This is a genomic window from Pseudoalteromonas luteoviolacea H33-S, assembly GCF_001625695.1.
Taxonomy (GTDB): Bacteria; Pseudomonadota; Gammaproteobacteria; order Enterobacterales; family Alteromonadaceae; genus Pseudoalteromonas; species Pseudoalteromonas luteoviolacea_B.
In genome coordinates, this window is sequence record NZ_AUXY01000072.1 from 1 (window position 1) to 22,007 (window position 22,007).

Below are 22,007 nucleotides of genomic sequence, written 5' to 3' on the forward strand. Positions count from 1 at the left end.
TAATCTGCTAACCTACTAATCAGTGCATCTCAAAAAATAAAATAAAATATTAACAATATAAAAATGCATTAATCCAAGTCTAAAAATCTCATTTTAAAATTTCCCAGAACAACCCTAAGAGTTTTTATCTCGATAATATCAGTGTTTTTTGAGTTTTATTTTGTTTTTTATATTTGAGTTAATGGCTGTTATTTTTTAATTTTCACTAGTGTGTTTTTAAGTGGGTTAATGTTCGGTGGGTTAATTAATTTATAGCTATGTTGCCCTTTAAACTTTTTGTTTTATTTTAAAAATAACATTTGGTTGCATGTGGTTTTTATATTGTTTTTTTCGTATTCACTTATGTGTTGGGGTTTTTTATGTATTTATCTGTAATAACTTTGAGGTTTTTTTGTTGTTTAGACTTTAGAATACTTTCTTATCAATTTGTGTGTTTTTATTTTGTTTAAAATCAGGTGTTTATGAAATGTTATGGGAGGTTTTATAAGAATAGATATGTACCAATTATGCTTCCTTCACGCTAATGTATAAACCACTTAAGCACACGAAGATGTGCAAACAATAGCATAAAAAATATAAAGGAATTAAAGCATGGTACTTTCTCTAAAAACAAAAACTCTTAAAGTTCTTTCTAAAGATTCACAGCTTGTTGCAAAGCAAACAAAATTAATTGGTGGTGGTCTTAATACTGATACTGTGACGCAAAATAATAGACATAATACTGATACGGTAACACAAGTTAAAGGTTTTAATACTGATACAGTAACGCAAGTGGCAGGATTTAATACTGATACTGTAACGCAATTTTAAAGCTTATTTTATTTTACATTTTGTTAAAAATATACTTGTAAATAAGGGAGTTCTACAGCTTTAAAAATTAGAGTTGTAGAACTTGGCATAAAAAACGTGTCTAAACAGCATATGAATAGGTTGTCTTTTATGGCTTACTTATTCATTTGTTTTATGAATGCCAATTTAATATTTCATAAAAATCAGGGCCTTTATTAAGGATTGATATGAAAAATTTAATAGCTTTATCTCTTATCTTGCCAACATATGATGTGCCTATGGTTGGACAGTTATATTTACAGGCACCAGCAGTAGAGTATTATTTTACGCGTGAGGCTGGGGTTGCCACACGAGCGGACACGTTAGAGGTGGGGAAACTTGTTGAAAAAGGAGAGGAGCTAGTTAGATTCAAGCCGACTACCGATAATGGATCAAGCAAAGTGTATACTTCCAATATGAAGGGGTATATTGAGTTTATTAAAGACACGCAGTCTATGCTGAAGCCAGGTGAGTGGGTGGCTAAAATTTCTTCTGTTCATGCATTTGGTAATTATTATTTAGACAAGCCTTATGATTTAACAAATATTGCTCAGAGCGTATGGCTATGTATGGACAATAAACCAGTTAGATTTAATGTTGATGGTATACGAAAAAGCAGCTTATTGGTATCTGTTGATTTAGTACAAATTAGGTACAGTGAATTAGTTAAACTGTCTATTGGGCAAGTTCCATTGTATGTTAATTTAAGTGATTGCAGGTAATTGGTAGCTCAGGTGCGTTTTTGTTTTAAATTAACCTATTTATCAGCGCTCCAACTCACCACCAATACCTCGTGCTAGATATACTTATCGATGATAGTCGAGGAGAGTATGTCAGAAAAAGACGCTTCTATATTTTTTCATATTGGCAGCAGCGCCATTATCTATTTGTACTCGTGTATTGGCTTTTTGAACATTTACGAGCAATAAAACATAGTGTTGAACTTCATTAAGTTGCTGTTTTACATACTGGGTGGGTACTTATATACCGCTAACGTTATTTGGCGAAATCAATTTAGCAACATCATTCCGTTTAGATTTTAATGCAATTGTCTATTGTCTGCATGACATTACATGAAATACCTATTGAAAATCCCTTTGCTGTGCGTTTTTGTTGTCCATTATTAAACAATACAAAGTTAATTTTAAAGCGAATGTTTTGGTTTAATGTGTTGATTTATATGTTTTTATTTTTTGTTTTTGTGTTTTGACGGTCGCGGTTTTAAAAGATAAATTAAGGTCTATAAAAATAAAGAATATCCAACACCTTAGAATGTGAGGGAAAAATGAAGCCAACCGAACAAGATAGCTATAACCCCTTTAGTGATGTTCAGTCGATCAGAACTGCAATTGATTTATTTGAGTCAATCAGTCAATCAGAACAATTACAAGATGCTTTAAAAACCATTGCGAATGATGTCGGTTATGATTATCTGGCATTCATTGACTATTGCTCATTACCAAAAAAAACGAATCAACTAAAGGTATATGGACAATATACAGATGACATTATTATGCACCTTGAAAGTGAAAAAGTGACTTTACATGCACAATCAGGTATTCGAATTTGTTCTTTAGCTAAGCTTGCAGATACGGATAAATTAGGGGCTCATCTGTTTGTACTGCCACTCAGAGGAATAAAAGGCATTGTTGGTGCTCTAGTATTTAGTATGCCAAAGAATCAACCTGTGCAGCTAAGTGCCGAAGTGGTAGATTGGTACTGGACAATTTTATCGCCATATTTATTGAATGCAGCGCTAAGGTGCCGAAGAGTAAAGTTGGGTATTACGAAACGGGAACGGGATTGTATGTTTTGGGTTTGCCAGGGGAAAACCTCTTGGGAGATAAGTCAAATATTAGGGATTAGCGAACGTACTGTTAACTTTCATCTTACTAATTGTATTGAGAAAACACAGAGTGCTAATCGTCAACAAGCGATTGCGAGATGCATAATTAATAATTTGATTTAGACTGTTGCATATAACTAGAGTTAGTTAATATCAATAAGGAAAGTTATATTACTAACCAAGTTATATTCATTAGCTGAACTCTCTGCTTATTTTCTTAAGGCGCTGGCCATATTATCCTGTATGAGCTTGAAAAGAGCAGTATATGTTCTGAATTTCTTTATCTATTTCTCCTTTATATCTCCTTAGTTAATTGTGAGGCATAATCAGTCGCACTGACTTGCTCTAGTGATGACTTTGTTCGTTATCTAAATGTGTATTGGTAATGATTCATTTATGAGGCTCAATAAAAAAGCTATTTTAGTAGTGCTGTACTTGTACGGTAAGACTCTTTGATGAGGTGAATGTAAAGCAATAATCACTGGCTAGTGAGCTCATAAATAGCCTGTGTTGATCAATGTGATGAACTGCATAGACTGTTAATATTTGACCTAGTGATTTCTCATATTCCCTGATGGGACTATCTGTTTTTTACTAAAAGACACTGTGGTATTCAACAAAAGTGAGCATATCAACATGATAGGTTTGTGAGGCATGTAAAGCATTTTGCAAATCGGGCCAAGAATGGACCATATACACAATAAACTATAAAATAGGCTTTGCTTCCTTGCAAAGCCTGTTAGGACACTCGGGTCTGAAGTTATCAATACGCATAACCAATACTGTAAAAAGGCTTCCTTGCAAGTTCTACCTTGAACTACGCACACTTAAGAGAAGATCATTCCTTGTATTTGCTTTTATTATTTCTTGTATGTCTTTTTTAGTTGGGTGGTGTATGAGGGTTTATGGGCAAATATATTACTTATATTTTTGGTCTTAAAAAACCGTTAGTTATTACAGGTAAGTATTTGCAATTGCTCTAGGAACTTGGTGAGGTGATAGAACATAGAGCAATTTTTGGGGTATGAAAAGTAGCAAGGCAGTATACGTATTGTCATCGCTTAGCGATAGCAAATGAAGTTAGCTCAATATTTTGTCTGAATTCTTCAATGTAGTTGCCTTATTACTATCAATTTCGGTAAATCTAGTTAAAATATCGGCAATAATTTCTACGCGATATTGCGCGCTGCGCCTTAGTTTGATTGGGTACATGGAGTGGCAATCTTAAAGCAATCAATAGCGCTAGAAATAGAAAGTTAAAAAAGGATCCCTCATTGATGGCATTAAATACAGTTATTCTTGCGGCGGGTAAAGGTACCCGTATGCGTTCTAAGTTACCCAAAGTTCTACATTCGGTTGCAGGTAAACCCATGGTCCAGCACGTAATCGACAATTCAAATGCACTGGGTGCAAGAGCTACAAACCTTGTGTATGGTCATGGCGCTGAACAATTAAAAACACACTTATCTCATAATGATGTAAATTGGGTCTTACAAGAAGAGCAGCTGGGCACTGGTCATGCAGTGGCTGTCGCCAAAGATTACATTGATGATAAAGACACTGTACTGGTTTTGTATGGGGATGTCCCGTTAACTAAGCAGTCTACGCTAGAGAAGCTACTGGCGGTGACACCTGAAAAAGGCTTGTCAGTATTGACTGTGACGCTTGATAATCCAATGGGTTATGGACGTATGGTGCGCGAAAATGGCAAGCTTGTTGGCATTGTTGAGCAAAAAGATGCGTCTGAAGAGCAACTTAAAATTCAAGAGATCAATACAGGCATTATGGCTGCAAACGGTGAGCTGCTAAAAAAATGGCTTGGTCAACTTTCGAATAACAATGCCCAGGGTGAATACTATCTCACGGATATTGTGGCGATGGCGCATGCTGAAGGGGTTGAGATCACCTCGGCACAACCTGATGACAAGATGGAAGTTGAAGGTGCAAATAACCGTGTTCAGCTGGCTGCGCTGGAACGTGCATATCAAGCTCGCCAAGCGACTGAGTTAATGCTCAACGGTGCAAGTTTGGCAGATCCTGCGCGCATAGATGTACGCGGCACAGTAACGACAGGTCAAGATGTTGAGATTGACGTTAATGTTATTTTTGAAGGTACAGTGACCATTGGCGATAATGTGCGTATTGGTCCGAATTGTGTTTTGAAAGACTGTACGATTGGTGACGGAGTTGTAATTAAAGCAAACTCGGTTGTTGAAGAAGCACAAGTGAAAGCAAACTGCACACTTGGACCGTTTGCGCGACTTCGTCCAGGTGCCGTGATGGAAGAAAATGCCCATGTTGGTAATTTTGTTGAGATGAAAAAGTCTCGACTGGGTTCTGGGTCAAAAGCTAATCACTTTACGTATCTGGGCGATACGCAAGTCGGAGAGAAAGTGAATATTGGCGCAGGTACCATCACATGTAATTATGATGGCGTGAATAAGTCACAAACTGTGATTGGAGATGGTGCATTTATAGGCTCTAACTCCTCGTTAGTTGCACCAGTAAAAATAGGTGCCCAAGCAACCATTGCTGCCGGCTCGGTGATCACCAGCACTGTCCAAGATGAGCAGCTGGCAGTGGCCAGAGGTAAGCAGCGAAATATTGCCGGATGGCAAAGACCGGTGAAAAAGTCTTAATAAGAAAATAAAAAGGGAAATACGTTTCCCTTTTTTTGTACCTGATTCCTTTCTGGATTCTAAAGTGATACATTAACTTCGAGGTTAATTAAAATTTAACAATAAAAACAATTAATTCGGGTGTACAAGTCATTATGGAAAATCTCTTTCGCAAAGAAGTACTTGAGAATAAGCGACACCGATTAGAAGGAGCTGTGAGTTTAGTTCAGCCACCTGTGTTTAAAACACTCACCTTTCTGATCCTATTTGTGGTGGTTATCAGTATTATTTACTTAACTTTGGGCAGTTATGCGCGCAAAGAGCGAGTAACGGGTGTGCTTGAGCCTAATACTGGTGTATTGAGCATGGTTGCATCACAAGAGGGGATCATTTCACAGGTATTAGTCGAAGAAGGTGAGTTGGTTGAAGCCAATCAACCCATCTTACGGATTGCATCTGCCAAGCACAGTACCCAAGCTCTTGAGCTTAACCAAGCTTTGCTTAATCAATATTCATTTCAATTACAAAATCTTGAACGATTAATTGCACAGCAAGAGAAACAGTATCGACTTGACTTGGCTGAGCTTCAACAACAAAAAGAAACGGCTCAAAAGCGCTTGGCGGAATTAGACAATCAATCGCAAACATTTGCCAAGCGTCTTGAATTAAATGAGCAAATGGTCGGCCAAATCAGCACCTTAAAAGGGACTGGTTATATCTCTGAATTAGAGCTACAAAGGCAAAAGGATACACTTTTATCATTGCAGCAGCAGTCTTCTAGTATCCGTTCAGAAAAGCTGGGGCTACAAGCGCAAATTGAACAATATGATATGCAATTGGAAAAATTGCCTTTACAGCATGATGAACGTATTAATCAGTTAAATTCTCAGCGTGCTGACATGGAGATTCAATTATCTTCTGTTGAGCAGCAGCGTTTAGGTGAACTAAGAGCGCCTAAAGCAGGTGTTGTGACCGGTCTACTCGCAAAAGTGGGCAAAAACGTGGTCACTGGTGAGCGATTACTCAGTGTGATCCCTGAAAATAGTCAAATGCAGGCGGTGATCTATGTGCCTACATCCGCATTTGGTTTTATCGAATCAGGGCAAGCGACGAAGTTGCGTTATCACGCTTTCCCCTATGAGAAGTTTGGTATTTATAGCGGTGAAATAAAGCAGATAAGTAGCTCTTTGATTTTACCTGAAGAGGCGATTATTCCTGGAATGATCTCTGAGCCAGCTTATCGCGTCGTTGTCTCTTTATCTGAGCAGCATATTCAGGCGTACGGTAAATCGACACCATTGCGTGCAGGTATGATGTTAGATGCAGATATCATTATCGAGGAGCGATCACTACTTCGTTGGTTGTTTGATCCAGTATTTAGTATTAAAGGACAGCTGTAGCTGCAATAACGATAATAAAAAAGGCTTTATATGCACCAGGAAGATAACTCACCGGTACAAAAATTACAGTTTTGGTCAAGGAATTCGCTGCCGGTTATTTTGCAATCTGAAGCAGCAGAATGTGGTTTAGCAAGCCTCGCAATGGTCGCGGCTTATCATGGCTATCACAGTGACCTCACGACACTGCGACAAAAGTTTAGTATTTCTATTGAAGGCGCGACGCTGCTCGACATCATGCATTTTGCAGAGCAGTTGGAGCTGAGCTCGAGGCCGCTTCGAATAGAGCTCGAGGATCTCGACGCACTGCAAACACCGTGTATTCTGCATTGGGATATGAACCACTTTGTGGTACTTAAAAAGGCCAATGAAAAACGCATTGTGATCCATGACCCAGCATACGGCGAAAAAACCTATACCATTGAAGAAGCGTCTAAACACTTTACTGGCGTTGCACTTGAATTAACACCAACAAAAAGTTTTGAAAAGAAAGAGAAAAAACCAACTTTACGCTTTGCGGACTTTTGGAGTCGTATCACAGGTCTAAAGCGTTCACTGCTCCTGATATTTCTCCTCTCAATCTTGTTGCAGGTTTTTACGCTTGCGGCCCCTTATTATATTCAGTTAGTGATAGATGATGTTGTACTCACCGGTGATACCAACCTTTTGACCGTGTTGGCGACCGGCTTTTTCCTAGTGCTTGTCTTTGAAATCGCCACCAACGCACTGCGAGGGTTTACGCTGCTGCACTTTGGTAACCAAATGAATATTCAGTTGGGTGCTAACTTATTTCATCATTTAGTGCGTTTACCTATTTCCTATTTTGAAAAGCGACACATGGGTGATGTGGTATCTCGATTTGGTTCACTGCAACAGGTGAAACAGATCTTAACGACAGGGGTAATCGAAGCAATCATTGATGGCTTGATGGCCATTATTACCCTGGCGATGATTTTCTTTTATAGCCCAACCTTGTCTGTGGTTGTACTCACTGCAGTGATCGCTTACGCATTAGTTCGTATTGCTATGTATAAGCCATTTAGGAACATCAGTGAGCAAGAGATCATGGCCCGTGCAGAAGAAAATTCTAACTTCATGGAGACCGTACGCGGTATACAAACGATTAAGTTATTTGGCTCTGAGGTTAAGCGTGAGGGGCAATGGCAAAATCGTTATGCCAATGCAATTAACCAAAGCATTCGTTTGGGTAATTTTCAAATTGGCTACGATGCGATTAACCGCGCTTTGTTTGGAATAGAGAACATTCTTGTCGTTTACCTTGCTGCGCACTTGGTGCTTGAGGGCGGATTTAGTACCGGAATGCTATTTGCTTTCATGTCGTACAAGCGCCAGTTTATGGATAAGACGGCCAACCTGATTGAAAAGCTCATTGAGTTTAAAATGGTCGGTCTGCATTTTGACCGTATTGCCGATATCGCGTTAACAGATAAGGAAACACTTCAACCTGAGCAACTTAAGAAACATGATGTTAAAGGTAAAATTGAGCTGAAAAATATTTGTTTCTCCTATTCAGATGCGACACCTAACGTACTGCATAATTTGAATTTAAACATTGAACCCGGTGAGTCAGTGGCAATTACTGGCCCATCAGGGTGCGGTAAGTCAACCTTACTTAAAATTATGCTTGGCCTCAATGACGCGAAAAGTGGTGATGTACTGATTGATGATGTGCCTATCGATCAAATTGGCGCGCGCCAGTATCGTCAGCAAATTGCAGCAGTGATGCAAGACGATGAGCTATTATCGGGATCTGTTGCAGATAATATTGCGTTTTTCGATACCCCAATTGATATGGAACGCGTCGTCTATTGTGCGCAGCTTGCCTCGATCCATGATGATATCAGTCAAATGCCAATGGGCTATGAAAGCCTGATAGGTGACATGGGGTCTTCACTTTCTGGCGGCCAAAAACAGCGTATTATTTTAGCGCGTGCGCTGTACAAACAGCCGAAGATTCTATTTATGGATGAAGCAACGAGTCATTTAGATACAACGTTGGAGTCTGATATCAACGAAGCTGTAAGCCGTTTGGATATGACCCGAGTGATCATTGCCCACAGAAAGGAAACCATCGCTTCAGCAGACAGAGAAATTAGGCTGCAAAAAGTACTTGCTGAGGAATTGGAACCTCAAAACGATTAATTCTCTAAAGGCAAATCATCTTCATATCAGATGTTTAGATATAGGTGATTTGCGCTTATTTGAAAAATGCAGTTACAAACAATATCAGCGTTCAATTGTAGGTAACAGGGACAACCCTCTTGAGCTACAAGATGAATTGCGTTAGCTTTTATTGATAAAAGAAAAAAAATAAAGCTTTATTTATTAAGGAAGACAATGTCAGAGCAACTATCAATCACAGATAATCAACGTCAAGAAATGGGTGAAATTATCACCATTCTTGCTCAAGAAGTCAGTCGTAATATTCAAACCGATGCGGAGTTAAAAAACGGTCTACTGAGTGGTCTTGCAGGACAGCTTTTGTTTTTATTCAAAGCGTATCAACTGGATCCAAGTTCGGTTGATGAGGCGCTTTTTTCAGAAAAGTTGGAGTTATTGCAAGAGCAATTGGGAGAGCAAAGCTTTGAGCTTAGCAATGGTTTGGCTGGTCAAGCTTGGGTTTTGGAGTACTTAAATCAAGCGGATCAAGAAGATTATGATCCTGAGTTACTCGAAGATGTTGATGACCTCTTCATACAGGCGCTTGATTACAACCCTTGGCCGGGAGAAATCGAAATGGTGCTGGGCTTGTCGGGCTATGCGCCTTATGCATCCAGACGCAATAAGTTTTCAGACCAATCAAAACTGTTCGAGATTATTGTTAGGGGACTAGAAAGTACCGCTACGCACTTTGATAATGGCCACATCGCTTGGTCACAGCCGAGTAATTCAGTGTATCGTTTTGATACTGACGACAGGGAAAAACCAGAGTTTAACCTTGGGCTTGCACATGGTGTGCCGGGTATGATCGCGGCGTTAATACCGGCGATGGAAGTACCCGCTTTAAAAGATCGTGCTGCAAAGTTGGTGTCTGGTGCTTGTGATTGGTTGCTAGAGAACCAAACAGGACATGAGCATACCCATCACTCTTGTTATGGCTCATGTGCAGGAGAAAGTGATCCAACTTCTCGTCTTGGGTGGTGTTATGGTGATATCACCATCGCGTTGATTTTAGCACGAGCAGGTCAGGCACTAGATCGACCAAGCTATGTCGATAAAGCCCGTCATATCGCACTGCATGCTGCGAAGCGAGATGATAAGAGCGGCTATATCAATGATGCCGGTTTATGCCATGGTTTTGTTGGTTTGGCTGTGATCTTCCAAATTGTTAATAAATTCATACCAGATCCCAAGTTCGTTGAAGCGGCTCAATTTTGGCTTGACTATAGTTTGAACGCTTATAAAGAGCATGGAATAAAGGGAATGTATTCATACAACGGCCTGACTAAAGAGCATGAAGCTGATTTTGGCTTTTTAATGGGGTATGCCGGTGTCGGCTGTGGTTTGATAGGCTTATTAGATGATGATGTGAGCTGGACTGACTGTTTGTTGATGGTATAGGAGTACAAGAATGTCTAGCAAGCAACTAAAAAATGATAACTTTTTTGTAATTAGAACGCCACGCCTAGCACTTGAAGAGCTGGTGGCATTTGGTGATGACAATCAAGATACCAATACTTTATTGAGCGCTTGGTTAGCTACGCCAGGTGTTGAAGAAGCGATTTATTTAGCGAGCCCGTCATTACTAGAGCGCATCGAGCAGTGGCGCACTAAACCGGACTCTAAACAAGGCAAAAAAGTCGCACATGCATTGATTAAATACATGGTGCGTATGTGTTCGCGACCAACGCCGTTTGGTCTATTTTCTGGCATTCATCAAGGTCAAATCGATAGCCAAACGACTCTAACGCCTGCGCAACATGTGAAAGATACCCGTAAAACGCGTCTTGATATGTTTTACTTATCCGCGCTAAAAGAGCACTTTATCAAACATGCTTCACGCTCAGAGCACCTCACTTATAAGCCAAACTCATCTCATTATTTTATCGCAGAGCAATGCCGTTACATTGAGACCTATCTGTCTGATGACACCATGCAATATCGCTTAAGTGCGGTTGAAAGTGATGAATACTTCAAGTTCGCCTTAGAGCTTGCAAAGCCAGGGCTGAGTTTTAACGAATTAGTTACGCGTTTTTTAGCGCATTACGACGAAGCTGAACAAGAAGAAGTTGAAAACTACATTCAAGATTTGATTGATGAGGGCGTGTTACTGGCAGATATCCCGCTGCCATTGACCGGAGACTCTCCTGATCTGGCTTTACTTAAATCGATCGAAGGCATTAAAGAGCTGGATGCCGCAGACAAATTGGCAACGGCGTTGAGCCAAATTGAGCAGTTAGATACTAACCGCAGTGGTGAGATCACCCCTTATAAACAGCTATTGTCTCACTTAGAAAGCTTGCCGGTTAAGGCCCAAGAAAACAAATTATTCCAAAGTGACATATACCGTGCATTTGAGCAGTGCCAAATTTCCGAAATGGAAATTAAGCGTGTGCAAAAGCAACTTGAAGTGATTGCAGGACTCACGATTACCAGTTCGGGTTCTGCTTTGAGCCAATTTATGACGCAGTTTAACAGCCGTTTTGAAGGGCAGTTTGTCCCTTTAGATGTCATTTTGGATGATGAGTCAGGCATTGGTATCTCGACAGAGACAGGTTACGAGGCGCCGCTGGTGGCGGGACTCAACCTTGCGCGCAGTGGGTCAAATCAAAATACTGCGCCTGAGATCAGCATGATTGATAGCATTGTTGAGCGTGCCTTAAGCTTGCCGGAAAATCGCGGTAAAGATTGTATTGTGCTAAAGAGCAAAGAGCTCAAAGGCAAGATCAACAACAAAGATGCTGTGAAGAGCTTCCCGTATTCATTTGCGACCATGATGAGCTTATATCAGGATGATAGAGGCAATCCTATATACAAATTCAATGGCTGTTATGGCCCTTCTGCAGCTAATTTACTTGGCCGTTTTTGTCACCTTGACGCACAGTTAAAAACATCGGTGACGGAGCATTTAGCACAAGAGCAAGCACACAACGAAGACGTTATTTTTGCTGAAGTGGTACACATGCCAGAAGGTCGCCCTGGTAACGTGATTGCACGTCCACACTTGCGTCAGTATGAAATTGTGTTTATGGCTGACAGTGCATTGAGTGATGAATACCAGATCCCGCTCAGTGATTTACACGTTTGGGTTGAAGGCCAAAAGGTGAAGCTGTGGAGCAAGCGTTTAAACAAGCAAGTCGTGCCGCGCTTATCCAGTGCGCACAATTACTCCGCGCGCAGTTTAAGTGCATATAAATTCTTATGTATGCTGCAACACCAAGAAGGTCGAGCGCCTCACTTCAGTATGCCATCGAGCACTGAGCGCGCTGCATTTGTGCCACGTGTCATGTTAGATAACTTGATTTTGAGTGAAAAGGTGTGGCGTATAGAGCGCAGCGAGCTAGAAGCGGTGAGTAAAAAAGGTCAATTTAACCGTGAACTGCTAGATAGCTTGATGCAAAAGTATCAACTCGATGCACAGGTGAGTTTTGCGATGTCAGACAATGTATTACAGCTTGATATACGCAATCCTGATATGTTCTCGATTTTATTGGGTGAGACCAAAGGCCAAACTACGGTTGAGCTCAAAGAAGTATTAACGAGCAGCTATCGCTCCCGTGTTGTCGATAGTGAAGGTCGCCATTACAACAACGAAGTCATTGTGCCATTTTTCAATGAGCATGCAGCGGTACATGCCCATTACTCAGACGACCCCTATGCCAATATCACGGCCACGCCGATTAAGCGTCGCTTTAGCGCGGGTTCTGAGTGGTTAAGCTTGAAGATATACTCAGGTAACTCATTGGTTGAGCAATTACTGACAGAAGAACTTTTACCTCTGATTGAAGAAAACAGCGAATTGTACGACAAGTGGTTCTTTATTCGTTATGGCGATCCTGATTGGCATATTCGTTTACGTTTCCATGGTGATCCGAGCTTGTTATGCGGTCAATTACTACCGCGATTAAATGCGTTATTGGACCCTAAAATTGAATCTGGAGAGTTGCACAAGGTTGAGTTAATGACTTACGAGCGAGAAGTTGAGCGCTACGGCGGTCCTGAGTCAATGAGTTTGGTGGAATCTCTATTTATGCTCGATAGCCGTTTAATTGCACAAACTTGTGGCTTAATTGATGAGTATGGTGAAGATGTGCGCTGGCGTGTGGCGTTGGCGTGTACACATAGATTGTTTAACCTCTTTGAGTACTCAGATGAAGCCCGCTTTGCCTTAGTTAGCCAGTTGCGCGAAGGGTTTGGTCGAGAGTTTAATGAAACCAGTCTGTTACGTAAGCAGCTAGGTAATCGCTATCGTGATTATCAGCAGAAGCTCGATGATGACTTTGTTAAATTGGTGCCGGAAAACGCGACCGAGTGCGATGAAGTACAGTCAGCAATATTGGCGATTTTAGAGCAGTGGCAAGCCAGTGCAGCGCCTGTGATAGAGGTGTTAAATCGTTTGATAGCTGAAGAGCAATTAAATTGTACGAAAGACTCGTTGCTGAACTCTGTTTTGCATATGCATAACAACCGTATGTTTAAAGCTTATGGTCGTGAGCAAGAGTTAGTCATACACGATTTGATGCGTCGTAAATACTTCTCAGCAGATAAAAAATCGTAAAATCATTGATGATTAAAAAAGCGCTCAACTGAGCGCTTTTTTTGTGCTTTGCTGCAGGGCGCACTAGAGTTGAATGCAAGCAAACTCATTTCAGTTTAGTAAGGAGTGACATGATGCGAGCGCTAAAATGCCTTGTGTGTGCAATCTGTTTCTACAATCCGCTAGCTTGGACGGCCGAGCTCGCCAAAGAGTTGAGCGTGTTCTCCCCCTACTTGGGGACTTGGCAAGCCCGTTTTAGCATGGCGGCAGATGCGCCTGCAGTGGAAGATATCAGCCATTGGGAGAGGGCGCTGAACGGCACGGCTATTCGGACCTTACATTCTATCAATCAGGGGGATTATGGCGGCGAGTCGCTGATTTTTTGGGATAAGCAAAAGCAGTCCTTGGTATTTTATTATTTTACGACAGCAGGCTTTTATACCTCAGGGCGAATTGAGGTGATCAGTGATTATGAATTTGCAGCTTTTGAGCAAGTTGTGGGCGACCAAAACGGCATTACCCAAGTGAAGTCTACAAGCCGCTTTAAAGATGGTCAGTTCAGTGTCGCGACTCAGTACTTTAAGCTAGGTAAGTGGACAGCACCGCAAACACGTATTTATACGCCGAGCAAAAAGGCAGTGGTATTTAAATAATGATAGGGAAGCGACTGTTTTTTGGTATTGGCTTAACACCTGAACAAACGGCACATATTCAACACTGGCTAGATACCTCTGTTATTGCCACTAAAGCGTCGACCTTGCCGCGTAATTGGCATCTGACATTGGCATTTTTAGCTCAGGCAGACGCGAGCGCTGAAGAAAAGGTGATCGAATTTGCCCACAGTTTAGCGCAGCCATCTTTTCAACTGCGTTTTGATAGCACGGGATATTGGTCGCATAACGGACTATTTTATTTGCGGCCCGATCACATTAATGACGCGTTGTGCGGTATTGCAGAGCCTTTGCGCAACTGTGGGGAAGCACTGGGATTGTATCGTAATCCCTATCCATTTTCTCCTCATATCACCTTGTTTCGTGGGCTTAAAGCTGAGCCGTCAGTATGTGCACCCATAGTGCCATTTACCTTAGACGTCACTGAGTTTCATCTTTATCACTCACACAGGCTTGAAGATGGTTTGCACTATACGCCAATCTACTCTTTTGCACTTAGCGCTTAAATCGTGCAAGGGCTTTGGTCAAAAGAAAGTGGCCAAGTCGCTTGAGCAAACCCACAGAGCCGCTTTGTGCAAATAACCGTGCGGTGGCTTGATTGCGCGCAGCGCTGACATGCTTGCGTCGACACTCTGTGGCGGCAAGCTGCCAGTTTTCATGGCGAATGGCGTGCAATAGATTTGGCCAAGCTCGGCTTAAGTTGGGAGTACCTAAATTATAGGCCATATCGAGTAATGCTAGTTGCACATTTGATGGCATGCGACGAAATGGCACATAGCCGTTTTTCGCGCTAAATAGGGTGCTCAGTTCAGTTTCGAATTCGGCGATCTTTTTTTCCAGTAACTGTACGCATGCTTGCTGTGGTAAATACAGTTTGCAGTGGGATTCATACCAGCTTGCTAAGCGTCCTGATGGCAATTTGGCTATACGTTCAAATTCTTGAATTTTCGCTGCGCGACTTGCCGCTTTTTGTGTCGACTTTTCACGCAGAGGGAGTTTGCTGAGCGCTTTGGCACTAGTAATGTGAAAACCCGCTCCCAAGGTGACATTGCCGCGAGTATCGACATATAAATGGGCAATGACCCCTTCGTATAAACAAATGTGTTTAGCCGCTTTTCGGCGATTTACTGAGTTAAGTTGGAACAATTCGCAACCTTTTTTACTTCCGACGCTTTATTAACTGTGTAGCATTGCTTGAGCAAAGAGCAATAGCAAGTATTTACTTCAATATCATGGGCGATCTCACCAATTTTTTCCCATAAATTATTATTAAACTTGCTGCGCACCATAGAAAATAAGACTAAATCATTGCCATCCGCTAATAGAGAGTTGTTTGGATTACTCGTGACATACCAGCCAAACTGCTTGAGGTAGTTAATATCCCCATTATCAGATTGAACTTCTTTTAGTGCATCTCGATAGGCATTGAGGCTACAGCAATCGTTTAGGAGTTCAACGAGGGTGTTGTACTGTTCGCCTTGATATGCAAAGTGCATGGATTTGATAAGTGCAGGGCCAGTACCAGAGTTTTTCACTTTCACAGTCATATGGGCGCGCTCAGCTTCGATATTATAGTCGCTATAACTGACTTGCAACCAAGGCCAAGTCTCTGCGTAAAGTTGTCGCTCTGCGGCGGTCACTTGCTCTTGGGCTGCTTTGGCTTGCATGTACGTGGCATAAAAGGAGGCTGCGGAAATTAAAATCGCACACAGGGCTAAAATGCTGTTCATTTTAGAGCGTGATAATTTTAGCTTGAGTCTCGGTGCTCTAGGTCGCAGCGCTTCTGTTGGCTGATGTTGTTCTTCTATCTTCTGGTCGTGTTCAGATGACATGGTAAATTCCTTTTTATGTACTTATGGCGCCGTTAAAAATAAAGTGAGCTCTTTGCCAATTTGCAGTGTTGAGCTGGATAGCGCGTTCCATTGCTTTAACTTATTCACGGAAACATTAAATTGCTTGGCAATGCGCCATAAGCTATCGCCAGACTTGACGGTATAGGTGTAGTGTTTATCGGCCAGTACGGGTAACACCAATTGCTGACCAATGCGTATGGTATCGGAGCGCAGTTGGTTAAATGACTTGAGTTGTCTAACACTGAGCTCATAATTAGCGGCAATCACACTCAGGCTATCGCCACGTCGCACTGTGTAGGTTTGCCATTGGTCACTTGGCATGGTTGGGAGGTTTTTGGCATAGTCCGACCATTGCTGGGCTTTGTCGATTGGCATAATGAGGCGATTGGGGCCGCCAAGCAAAGCGGGAAAGCGTGCATATCCAGTATTGAGCTCGGCCAGCATCGACCACTGAGGATTTCGGTCTAAAATAGTGGCAGCGGGTAAAGAAACTGTGGTGATGGCTGGGATGTTGGCAATGGCCGGAAAAGGCATTAACTGCTGTTTGAGTAATTGCGTGGCAGCGATAAGTTTAGGGACATAGTGACGTGTTTGACGCGGTAGTTGTAGCGCAAAAAAATCTGTTGATTTACCTGCTTTACGGTTGTTTTCTATGGCCCTTAAGACTCTGCCTTCCCCCGTATTATACGCCGCAACCGCGTGGTACCAGTTGCCGTCAAAGCGCTTGTGTAAGTAGGTTAAAAAATCAAGCGCGACACGGGTTGAGTCAATCAGATCTTGGCGGCCATCGTACCAAGGGTTGATCTCAATGCCATAATGCTTGGCAATTAAAGGCGTCAGTTGCCACAGTCCCGAGGCATGCTTGTGTGAATAGGCTTGCATATCAAAGTCAGTTTCAATCAAAGGCATGAGTGCCAGTTCAATGGGTAAACCGCGCTTTTCAATTTCCGTCACAATGTAATACAGCAAAGGACCTGCACGTTGGCTGATGGTATCCATATAATTTGGGTGCTGAAGATACCAATTTACGCGTCGTAGTACCCTAGGGTGGCTTGAGGGTGCAAAGCTAATTTGCTGGCGGATCCGCTGCCAGACATCCTCTTCATGAATGGGCGCTGTTGGAAAAGGCTTTACCTTGGTCACGCCTGTCGAGGTTTGAATTTGGGTTGGTTTAATATGGGCTTCTTGCATTTGCTGATCAGAAGCGTCAGCTTGTGCAGCATCTTGTGTCGTCTGACAGGCCGTAAGAAATAAAAAGCAGGCAATGAGAAGCGGTCGTTTTAGCATAGCGGCACCGAGTTATTATTATTCTTATTACGCTATTTTATAAGTTAGTGAAATAAATACACAAGTTAAAATAATTGGGACATAGTGAGCCAGCGAGATAGTTTCTGTTTGTTTTTTGAACTAAACTGGGGTTGAGTGCGTTTAAGTAAGTAGTTCCACTGTTGAGAGGTGTTTTATGGACCGCACAGAATTGAAAGAACAATTTGAACACAGCTATATGGATCCGGTCATACTCAGTTATGCAGACTCAAACCATTATCTTGCCGGTGGTTTAGATGTGTTGGGTAACTATCATTTGATTACCGATAAAAAAGGTAAAATCGTTACTTACAACTCGTTGCGCGAGGCTGAAGTCGAGTTGGCAGATCTTGGCGCGACAGAAGCCACGCTTGATATGGAAACTGCCTATGACGAGATGGTGGGCAGCGTCAGTGACGGACATTGTCGCTTTAAACTGCCGCTCGTTCACTAAGAGAAAGGTGGGGCGTTATGCCCCATTTACAGCTGCCCTAACAGAGATAGGGTAACAACGGGGTCGACTCGTTCATCAATACGACGAGTCCCTGTGTATCTGCCAAGTCTATTGACATCAAAATAATGCTGTACATAACTATACTTCGCCGTATTTAGGGTTGCGACAGCACCACGTACTCGCAGCCGTTTAGACAGTTGATACTCCGCGAAAGCACTGAGTTCAATTTGGTCTTTCTCAGTGTATATTTCGTCAATGTAATAATTGGTTTCAGTCAGAGGAAGATAGAGTTCGAGCCCCCAGTTATAGGTGCTGCCATCTTGGCGAAATTCAACGGAGGCATCATGTGGGGTGATCCCGTCAGTGGGCCGTGACCCGGTCAATGGGTCGTCAAATCGGGCATGTGCAAAATCATAGCTTAAGTTAAATTGACTTCCTGTTAGCCACTTTGAGGTATCCCATGTCGCGCTAAGTGCGCCGCCCAGCTTTTGCGCTGCACCGGCATTACCTATCATGGTATCGCCATTGGGCAGTTGTATAAATTCATGAATGTCTTTTTGCCACTGATGATAGAGGTTTAAATTGAAAAATAAGCTATCAAACAATTGTACGTTGAGCTGGGTTGCCAGCTCTGTGAATTGACTTGGCCTGAGGGTGAGGTTGCCTGATTGAGCACGATTAAACTCTGCATCTTGGCTTTGCACAAAATCATCGAAATCGAGCTGATCAACCTGATATTGTGCCGTTATTGTCATATCCCAATTGGACTGAGGGTCATAGCTGAGCCTAATAAGTGGCTTAATAAATCCCAATTGGGCTTTATGGTTTTGCTTGGCGCGGCTCTTAAGGACGGTTCGCTCTGTATTTAGGCGGGTATACAGCTGCCACTGTTGATTTATTTCACTGGAGATAGCGGCATATGGCTGATATCTGACTTCACTCACTTGCGCCTGTTCAAAGTCCCCGTCATTGTTCGTCGCGGCATCCAGTTGGTTGCGACTGATCTCAATACCAAATTCAGGTGAATAAGCGGTGTTTGGCAAAGTGATATTGAGTTGAACCACCTGTTCTTGTTGTGTCTTGTGCTGTTGATAGGGCGTTGCGATGGCAGCGTGGTCAAAAGTGGCACTGTGAATATGTTCTAATTTTCGGTTGTGTAGTGCGATGATCTGCCACTGGTTTTTATGATGACTTTCTTTTTGCCAGTCCACAGCCATTTCATATTCAGAACGAGACTCTGATTCATCTAATCGCCATAAAAAAGGGCTGCTGTTATCTCTGTTTTGCTCGGTTTGAAAGTCATCGAGGACGGCTTTGGTTGAAAAAACTAGGCGGCTGTCAACGAGATCTGGTTGGCTGGTGAGCGACAATAGCCGACCATTGCGTTTTTCAAAAAACGCTTCATGACCCTGCTCTATCATGCTGCCAAATGCGTCTATCTCTTGGAATTGTGAGGTAGATTGGCTGCGATCATCTTGATAATGCACATTCAGCTGATGTTGCCAGCCTTCGCTGGGGAGGGCGATTTGCGCTGCCAACTCGCTTGGGCGATAGGCGTGATAAGCGGAGGTCAACTTACTTCTGACTTGCCAGTGTGCGCCAAGTTTGGGTGAATGCGTGATGATATTAACTAATTGATTAAATTGGCTTGCTGTACTGAAGGGGTGACCTGCGCTGTAAAGATGAATGGCAGCGATTTGGTCACTGGGTAATTGCCTTAAAATATCAGACAGAGACTCAGATTTAGAAACCGTATTTGCGCCATTGATAAGCACGTTTCCGCCTGCGGCACTCAGTCCGCGCTGCTGGTTACTTTGCACTAGCGTAAAGCCGGGTAATTGGTTCACTTTTTCTAATGCGTTTTGTCCGTGTAATGCTTGCAGGTTGTCATTGTCATAGTGTGTTGCAGCAAACTGTTGTTGGTGTGTTGTTTTTGTATCGCTTGCTGCGGCAGTGATACTGAATGTATTGGCACAAAAACCAAGTAATACCATGGTTGAACAATAGGCTTTCATCGAGAGTTGACGTCCATTTTTAACTGACTTGCTGAGTCTATTTAAATAAATCAATCTATTACTATCAATAACCTAGGGATAGCTGGTGGGTTTTTGGGACGAATGGACTGGGATTGTTCACTCGTCCCTATGGGCTTGGGACGAGTGTAATGTTGAGGGCTAAGCGACGTGTTTTAACTTGGCTTTTAATACCGGTTTGAATGCTTTGCTCAGCGCCACCGATTGACCACTTTTTAGTAGCACTAAACCGCTACCGGACGGCTTTATATGTATGCGTTCAACGTAATCTAAATTGACTAAGTGTGAGCGGTGCGTACGTATAAATTGTGTATCTGGGAGCTGTTGCTCGATTTGCTTTAACGTGATCCGCTTTAAATAATGGTGTTGCTCAGTATGTAACTCAACATAATTACTGGCTGAGTTGATATGGGTGATATCACTAAAGCGTAACCGCGCCGTGGTACTGCCAGTTTCCACTTCTAATGTATTGTGATGAAGGGGTTGCTCGGTGCGCAAAAACGTATGCCAAAGATAGCTTAAAACAAACAACACCAGCGGGTGAGAAGGCGCAAAGTAAAGCATGGTGTAAGGGATGGCATCACACAACACCCAGAAGTCAAATATGGCTTGATAGGTCATGGAAATACATAACATCAAGGCAAGGATGCAGATAAATTTTTGCTTAGTCAGGCGGTTTGCTTGATGGTGCTGTGTGAGGAGACGAAAAACCACGGGCGTTAACAAATACCAGAGCCCCCACTCTTGTAAAGCCCACCAAGGGCGATTATTAATCTCTTCAGCCGGTGGCATGGCCCAATCATAAAGCACATAAGTGGCAGACATGAAGAAGATAAAGGCACTCCACCCAGCAAAGGAGATGAGCCATTCCTTTTTAAGTTGTGCTGTCATCATATAACCCTGAATCAGAAACGCAGTGATAGTGTACGCGAATAATTTAATTTGCCTATATAAAGTGGTGGTATTTTAACCTGTTCACTATCCAAATACGCAGCGAAAGCAAGCCCCTTCAGAACGGTGAAGGTAGAGCAGTTCGCCTCCATGTTGCACCATGATCTGTTTTGATAAGCTCAAACCGATACCTGAACCTTGTTGCTTGGTAGTAAAAAAAGGCACAAACATCATTTTACAGGCTTGCTCCGTTATTCCAGGGCCGTTGTCACACACATCCACACAGAGTTGGCCATGTTCATTGTGCAGTGCAATAAGGCGAACTTTTGGTGCGGTATTGGGCATGGTGGCAACCGCTTCAATGGCATTTTTGCATAGATTGATAAGTACCTGCTCGATTTGCTTTACGTCAAGCGTGCACATGGTATGTGTTATACCACTGACCTCAATATCAACATCTGGGTGTTGGCTGGCGAACAGGTGTTTGGTTGTATCGAGTAAGTCGCAAAGTTGTGTCGTATGCAGCTGCGGTACAGGTAGGTTACTTAACTGTCTAAATTCACGGATAAAGTCGCTTAGATGGCTACTTCTAGATGCCAATGTGGATAGAGCGAGTGTTAAGTCGTCTTTGTCTTCCTGATCATCAAATTGCAGCGTATCCGGTATCAGTGCTAAACAGGTTTGCGCCATCGATGCCAATGGCGTGATGGAGTTTGCGACTTCATGGGTAAGGACTTTTGTAAGCTTTTTATAGGCTTGTTGCTCTTTGGTATTGAGTTGCTCGGTGATGGATTGCAGTGTGATGACTTTATACTGACGGTATTGCACATGTAGGGTGCTTACTTGTACATACAAGGTTTCTGGCTGCTCATTTTTATGCCAATGAAAGGTGCCATGTTGGTTGGTGGTGGCCGTACTGACAAACTCAAAAATGTCAGGGTTGCCCTGTTTAAGTGCCTCTAAGTTATTCATCTTAGTACCCAGCTGCTTATTTACGGCGGTGCTTTGCTCAATCACTTGACCGTGTTCATCGCAGATCAACATGGGTAGATTGATATGGTTGAATAACGCATTGATGATTTGCACTTGCCTTTGCGCATCCAGTTGGGTGGCTTGCATTTTGCTGCGAGCTTGCTCGTAGTCTTTACGCAGTGGGTGGGCTGTAGGCAGGCCTAGAGTATGGTCGCCATTGGCCAGTGCACGAAATAGTTGCTCTGGAAATTGTTGAGCCTGTTGAAATAAGCGAGAGAGCCACATTATTTGAGCGATGATTAACAGGATTATTAACGCAGTGATGGCACTTAATTGATAGTGCATGGCCGCGACAAAGAGTAGCATGCCACTGAGGAGTAAGCTTACTCCACATAGTGTGGCTTTGAAGCGCATGTTCATC

At 42.5% G+C, this 22,007-nt stretch carries 17 protein-coding genes; 11 read left to right on the plus strand and 6 right to left on the minus strand.

Going from position 1 to position 22,007, the window contains the following annotated elements; translation table 11 throughout:
• The first annotated feature begins 591 nt into the window (after positions 1-591).
• The 10 genes from N477_RS12525 to thpR all read left to right on the plus strand — a co-directional run bounded on the left by N477_RS12525 (position 592) and on the right by thpR (position 14,584).
• Positions 592-810, plus strand: a complete 219-nt coding sequence (locus tag N477_RS12525) for a hypothetical protein (RefSeq protein WP_063363296.1) — start codon at positions 592-594, stop codon at positions 808-810.
• 206 nt (positions 811-1,016) lie between these two features.
• Positions 1,017-1,550 carry a hypothetical protein gene (locus tag N477_RS12530; RefSeq protein ID WP_063363297.1) on the plus strand — a complete coding sequence of 178 codons (534 nt, stop codon included), beginning with the start codon at positions 1,017-1,019 and terminating at the stop codon, positions 1,548-1,550.
• Positions 1,551-2,113: 563 nt separating this feature from the next.
• A complete protein-coding gene (locus tag N477_RS12535) occupies positions 2,114-2,797 on the plus strand; it encodes a helix-turn-helix transcriptional regulator (RefSeq protein WP_063363298.1) in 684 nt (227 codons plus the stop codon).
• A 1,154-nt stretch (positions 2,798-3,951) separates the two neighbouring features.
• Positions 3,952-5,313: a bifunctional UDP-N-acetylglucosamine diphosphorylase/glucosamine-1-phosphate N-acetyltransferase GlmU gene (gene glmU / locus N477_RS12540; RefSeq protein WP_063363299.1), complete on the plus strand. Its 1,362-nt coding sequence runs from the start codon at positions 3,952-3,954 to the stop codon at positions 5,311-5,313.
• 134 nt (positions 5,314-5,447) lie between these two features.
• A complete protein-coding gene (locus N477_RS12545) occupies positions 5,448-6,692 on the plus strand; it encodes an HlyD family efflux transporter periplasmic adaptor subunit (RefSeq protein WP_063363300.1) in 1,245 nt (414 codons plus the stop codon).
• Positions 6,693-6,722: 30 nt separating this feature from the next.
• Positions 6,723-8,852 carry a peptidase domain-containing ABC transporter gene (locus N477_RS12550; RefSeq protein WP_063363301.1) on the plus strand — a complete coding sequence of 710 codons (2,130 nt, stop codon included), beginning with the start codon at positions 6,723-6,725 and terminating at the stop codon, positions 8,850-8,852.
• Positions 8,853-9,047: 195 nt separating this feature from the next.
• Positions 9,048-10,271, plus strand: coding sequence for a lanthionine synthetase C family protein (locus tag N477_RS12555; RefSeq protein ID WP_063363302.1), 1,224 nt, complete (start codon positions 9,048-9,050; stop codon positions 10,269-10,271).
• 10 nt (positions 10,272-10,281) lie between these two features.
• A complete protein-coding gene (locus N477_RS12560) occupies positions 10,282-13,428 on the plus strand; it encodes a lantibiotic dehydratase (RefSeq protein ID WP_063363303.1) in 3,147 nt (1,048 codons plus the stop codon).
• Positions 13,429-13,541: 113 nt separating this feature from the next.
• Entirely contained in the window at positions 13,542-14,060 is a 519-nt protein-coding gene (locus N477_RS12565) for a hypothetical protein (RefSeq protein ID WP_155731886.1), read from the plus strand.
• Entirely contained in the window at positions 14,060-14,584 is a 525-nt protein-coding gene (thpR, locus tag N477_RS12570; RefSeq protein WP_231098142.1) for an RNA 2',3'-cyclic phosphodiesterase, read from the plus strand. Before N477_RS12565 ends, thpR begins: the two co-directional genes overlap by 1 nt.
• Here the strand turns inward: thpR and N477_RS12575 are convergent.
• Genes N477_RS12575 through N477_RS12585 form a run of 3 tightly spaced genes read right to left on the minus strand, consistent with a single transcriptional unit; the run spans position 14,574 to position 17,218 of the window.
• Complete coding sequence (locus N477_RS12575) at positions 14,574-15,224, minus strand: hypothetical protein (protein WP_063363305.1); 651 nt, start codon at positions 15,222-15,224, stop codon at positions 14,574-14,576. The two genes, thpR and N477_RS12575, sit on opposite strands and share 11 nt — an antisense overlap.
• Positions 15,203-15,910, minus strand: coding sequence for a hypothetical protein (locus N477_RS12580; protein ID WP_063363306.1), 708 nt, complete (start codon positions 15,908-15,910; stop codon positions 15,203-15,205). Before N477_RS12580 ends, N477_RS12575 begins: the two co-directional genes overlap by 22 nt.
• 21 nt (positions 15,911-15,931) lie before the next feature.
• Positions 15,932-17,218: a LysM peptidoglycan-binding domain-containing protein gene (locus tag N477_RS12585; RefSeq protein WP_063363307.1), complete on the minus strand. Its 1,287-nt coding sequence runs from the start codon at positions 17,216-17,218 to the stop codon at positions 15,932-15,934.
• A 175-nt stretch (positions 17,219-17,393) separates the two neighbouring features.
• Between N477_RS12585 and N477_RS12590 the strand changes: the two genes are divergently transcribed.
• Entirely contained in the window at positions 17,394-17,690 is a 297-nt protein-coding gene (locus tag N477_RS12590; protein WP_063363308.1) for a DUF6482 family protein, read from the plus strand.
• 26 nt (positions 17,691-17,716) lie between these two features.
• Here the strand turns inward: N477_RS12590 and N477_RS12595 are convergent, their stop codons facing one another.
• The 3 genes from N477_RS12595 to N477_RS12605 form a co-directional block, all read right to left on the minus strand.
• On the minus strand, positions 17,717-19,705 hold the full coding sequence (locus tag N477_RS12595; protein WP_063363309.1) for a TonB-dependent receptor: 1,989 nt from the start codon (positions 19,703-19,705) through the stop codon (positions 17,717-17,719).
• Positions 19,706-19,864: 159 nt separating this feature from the next.
• Positions 19,865-20,617, minus strand: a complete 753-nt coding sequence (locus tag N477_RS12600; protein ID WP_081216561.1) for a LytR/AlgR family response regulator transcription factor — start codon at positions 20,615-20,617, stop codon at positions 19,865-19,867.
• An 84-nt stretch (positions 20,618-20,701) separates the two neighbouring features.
• Positions 20,702-22,006: a sensor histidine kinase gene (locus N477_RS12605; protein WP_063363311.1), complete on the minus strand. Its 1,305-nt coding sequence runs from the start codon at positions 22,004-22,006 to the stop codon at positions 20,702-20,704.
• Between the last annotated feature and the right edge of the window lies 1 nt (position 22,007).

Coding starts and splice junctions, on each gene's coding strand:
- N477_RS12525 (WP_063363296.1), top strand. CDS start 592: ATGGTACTTTCTCTAAAAACAAAAACTCTTAAAGTTCTTTCTAAAGAT.
- N477_RS12530 (WP_063363297.1), top strand. CDS start 1,017: ATGAAAAATTTAATAGCTTTATCTCTTATCTTGCCAACATATGATGTG.
- N477_RS12535 (WP_063363298.1), top strand. CDS start 2,114: ATGAAGCCAACCGAACAAGATAGCTATAACCCCTTTAGTGATGTTCAG.
- glmU (WP_063363299.1), top strand. CDS start 3,952: ATGGCATTAAATACAGTTATTCTTGCGGCGGGTAAAGGTACCCGTATG.
- N477_RS12545 (WP_063363300.1), top strand. CDS start 5,448: ATGGAAAATCTCTTTCGCAAAGAAGTACTTGAGAATAAGCGACACCGA.
- N477_RS12550 (WP_063363301.1), top strand. CDS start 6,723: ATGCACCAGGAAGATAACTCACCGGTACAAAAATTACAGTTTTGGTCA.
- N477_RS12555 (WP_063363302.1), top strand. CDS start 9,048: ATGTCAGAGCAACTATCAATCACAGATAATCAACGTCAAGAAATGGGT.
- N477_RS12560 (WP_063363303.1), top strand. CDS start 10,282: ATGTCTAGCAAGCAACTAAAAAATGATAACTTTTTTGTAATTAGAACG.
- N477_RS12565 (WP_155731886.1), top strand. CDS start 13,542: ATGCGAGCGCTAAAATGCCTTGTGTGTGCAATCTGTTTCTACAATCCG.
- thpR (WP_231098142.1), top strand. CDS start 14,060: ATGATAGGGAAGCGACTGTTTTTTGGTATTGGCTTAACACCTGAACAA.
- N477_RS12580 (WP_063363306.1), bottom strand. CDS start 15,910: ATGTCATCTGAACACGACCAGAAGATAGAAGAACAACATCAGCCAACA.
- N477_RS12585 (WP_063363307.1), bottom strand. CDS start 17,218: ATGCTAAAACGACCGCTTCTCATTGCCTGCTTTTTATTTCTTACGGCC.
- N477_RS12590 (WP_063363308.1), top strand. CDS start 17,394: ATGGACCGCACAGAATTGAAAGAACAATTTGAACACAGCTATATGGAT.
- N477_RS12595 (WP_063363309.1), bottom strand. CDS start 19,705: ATGAAAGCCTATTGTTCAACCATGGTATTACTTGGTTTTTGTGCCAAT.
- N477_RS12600 (WP_081216561.1), bottom strand. CDS start 20,617: ATGATGACAGCACAACTTAAAAAGGAATGGCTCATCTCCTTTGCTGGG.
- N477_RS12605 (WP_063363311.1), bottom strand. CDS start 22,006: ATGAACATGCGCTTCAAAGCCACACTATGTGGAGTAAGCTTACTCCTC.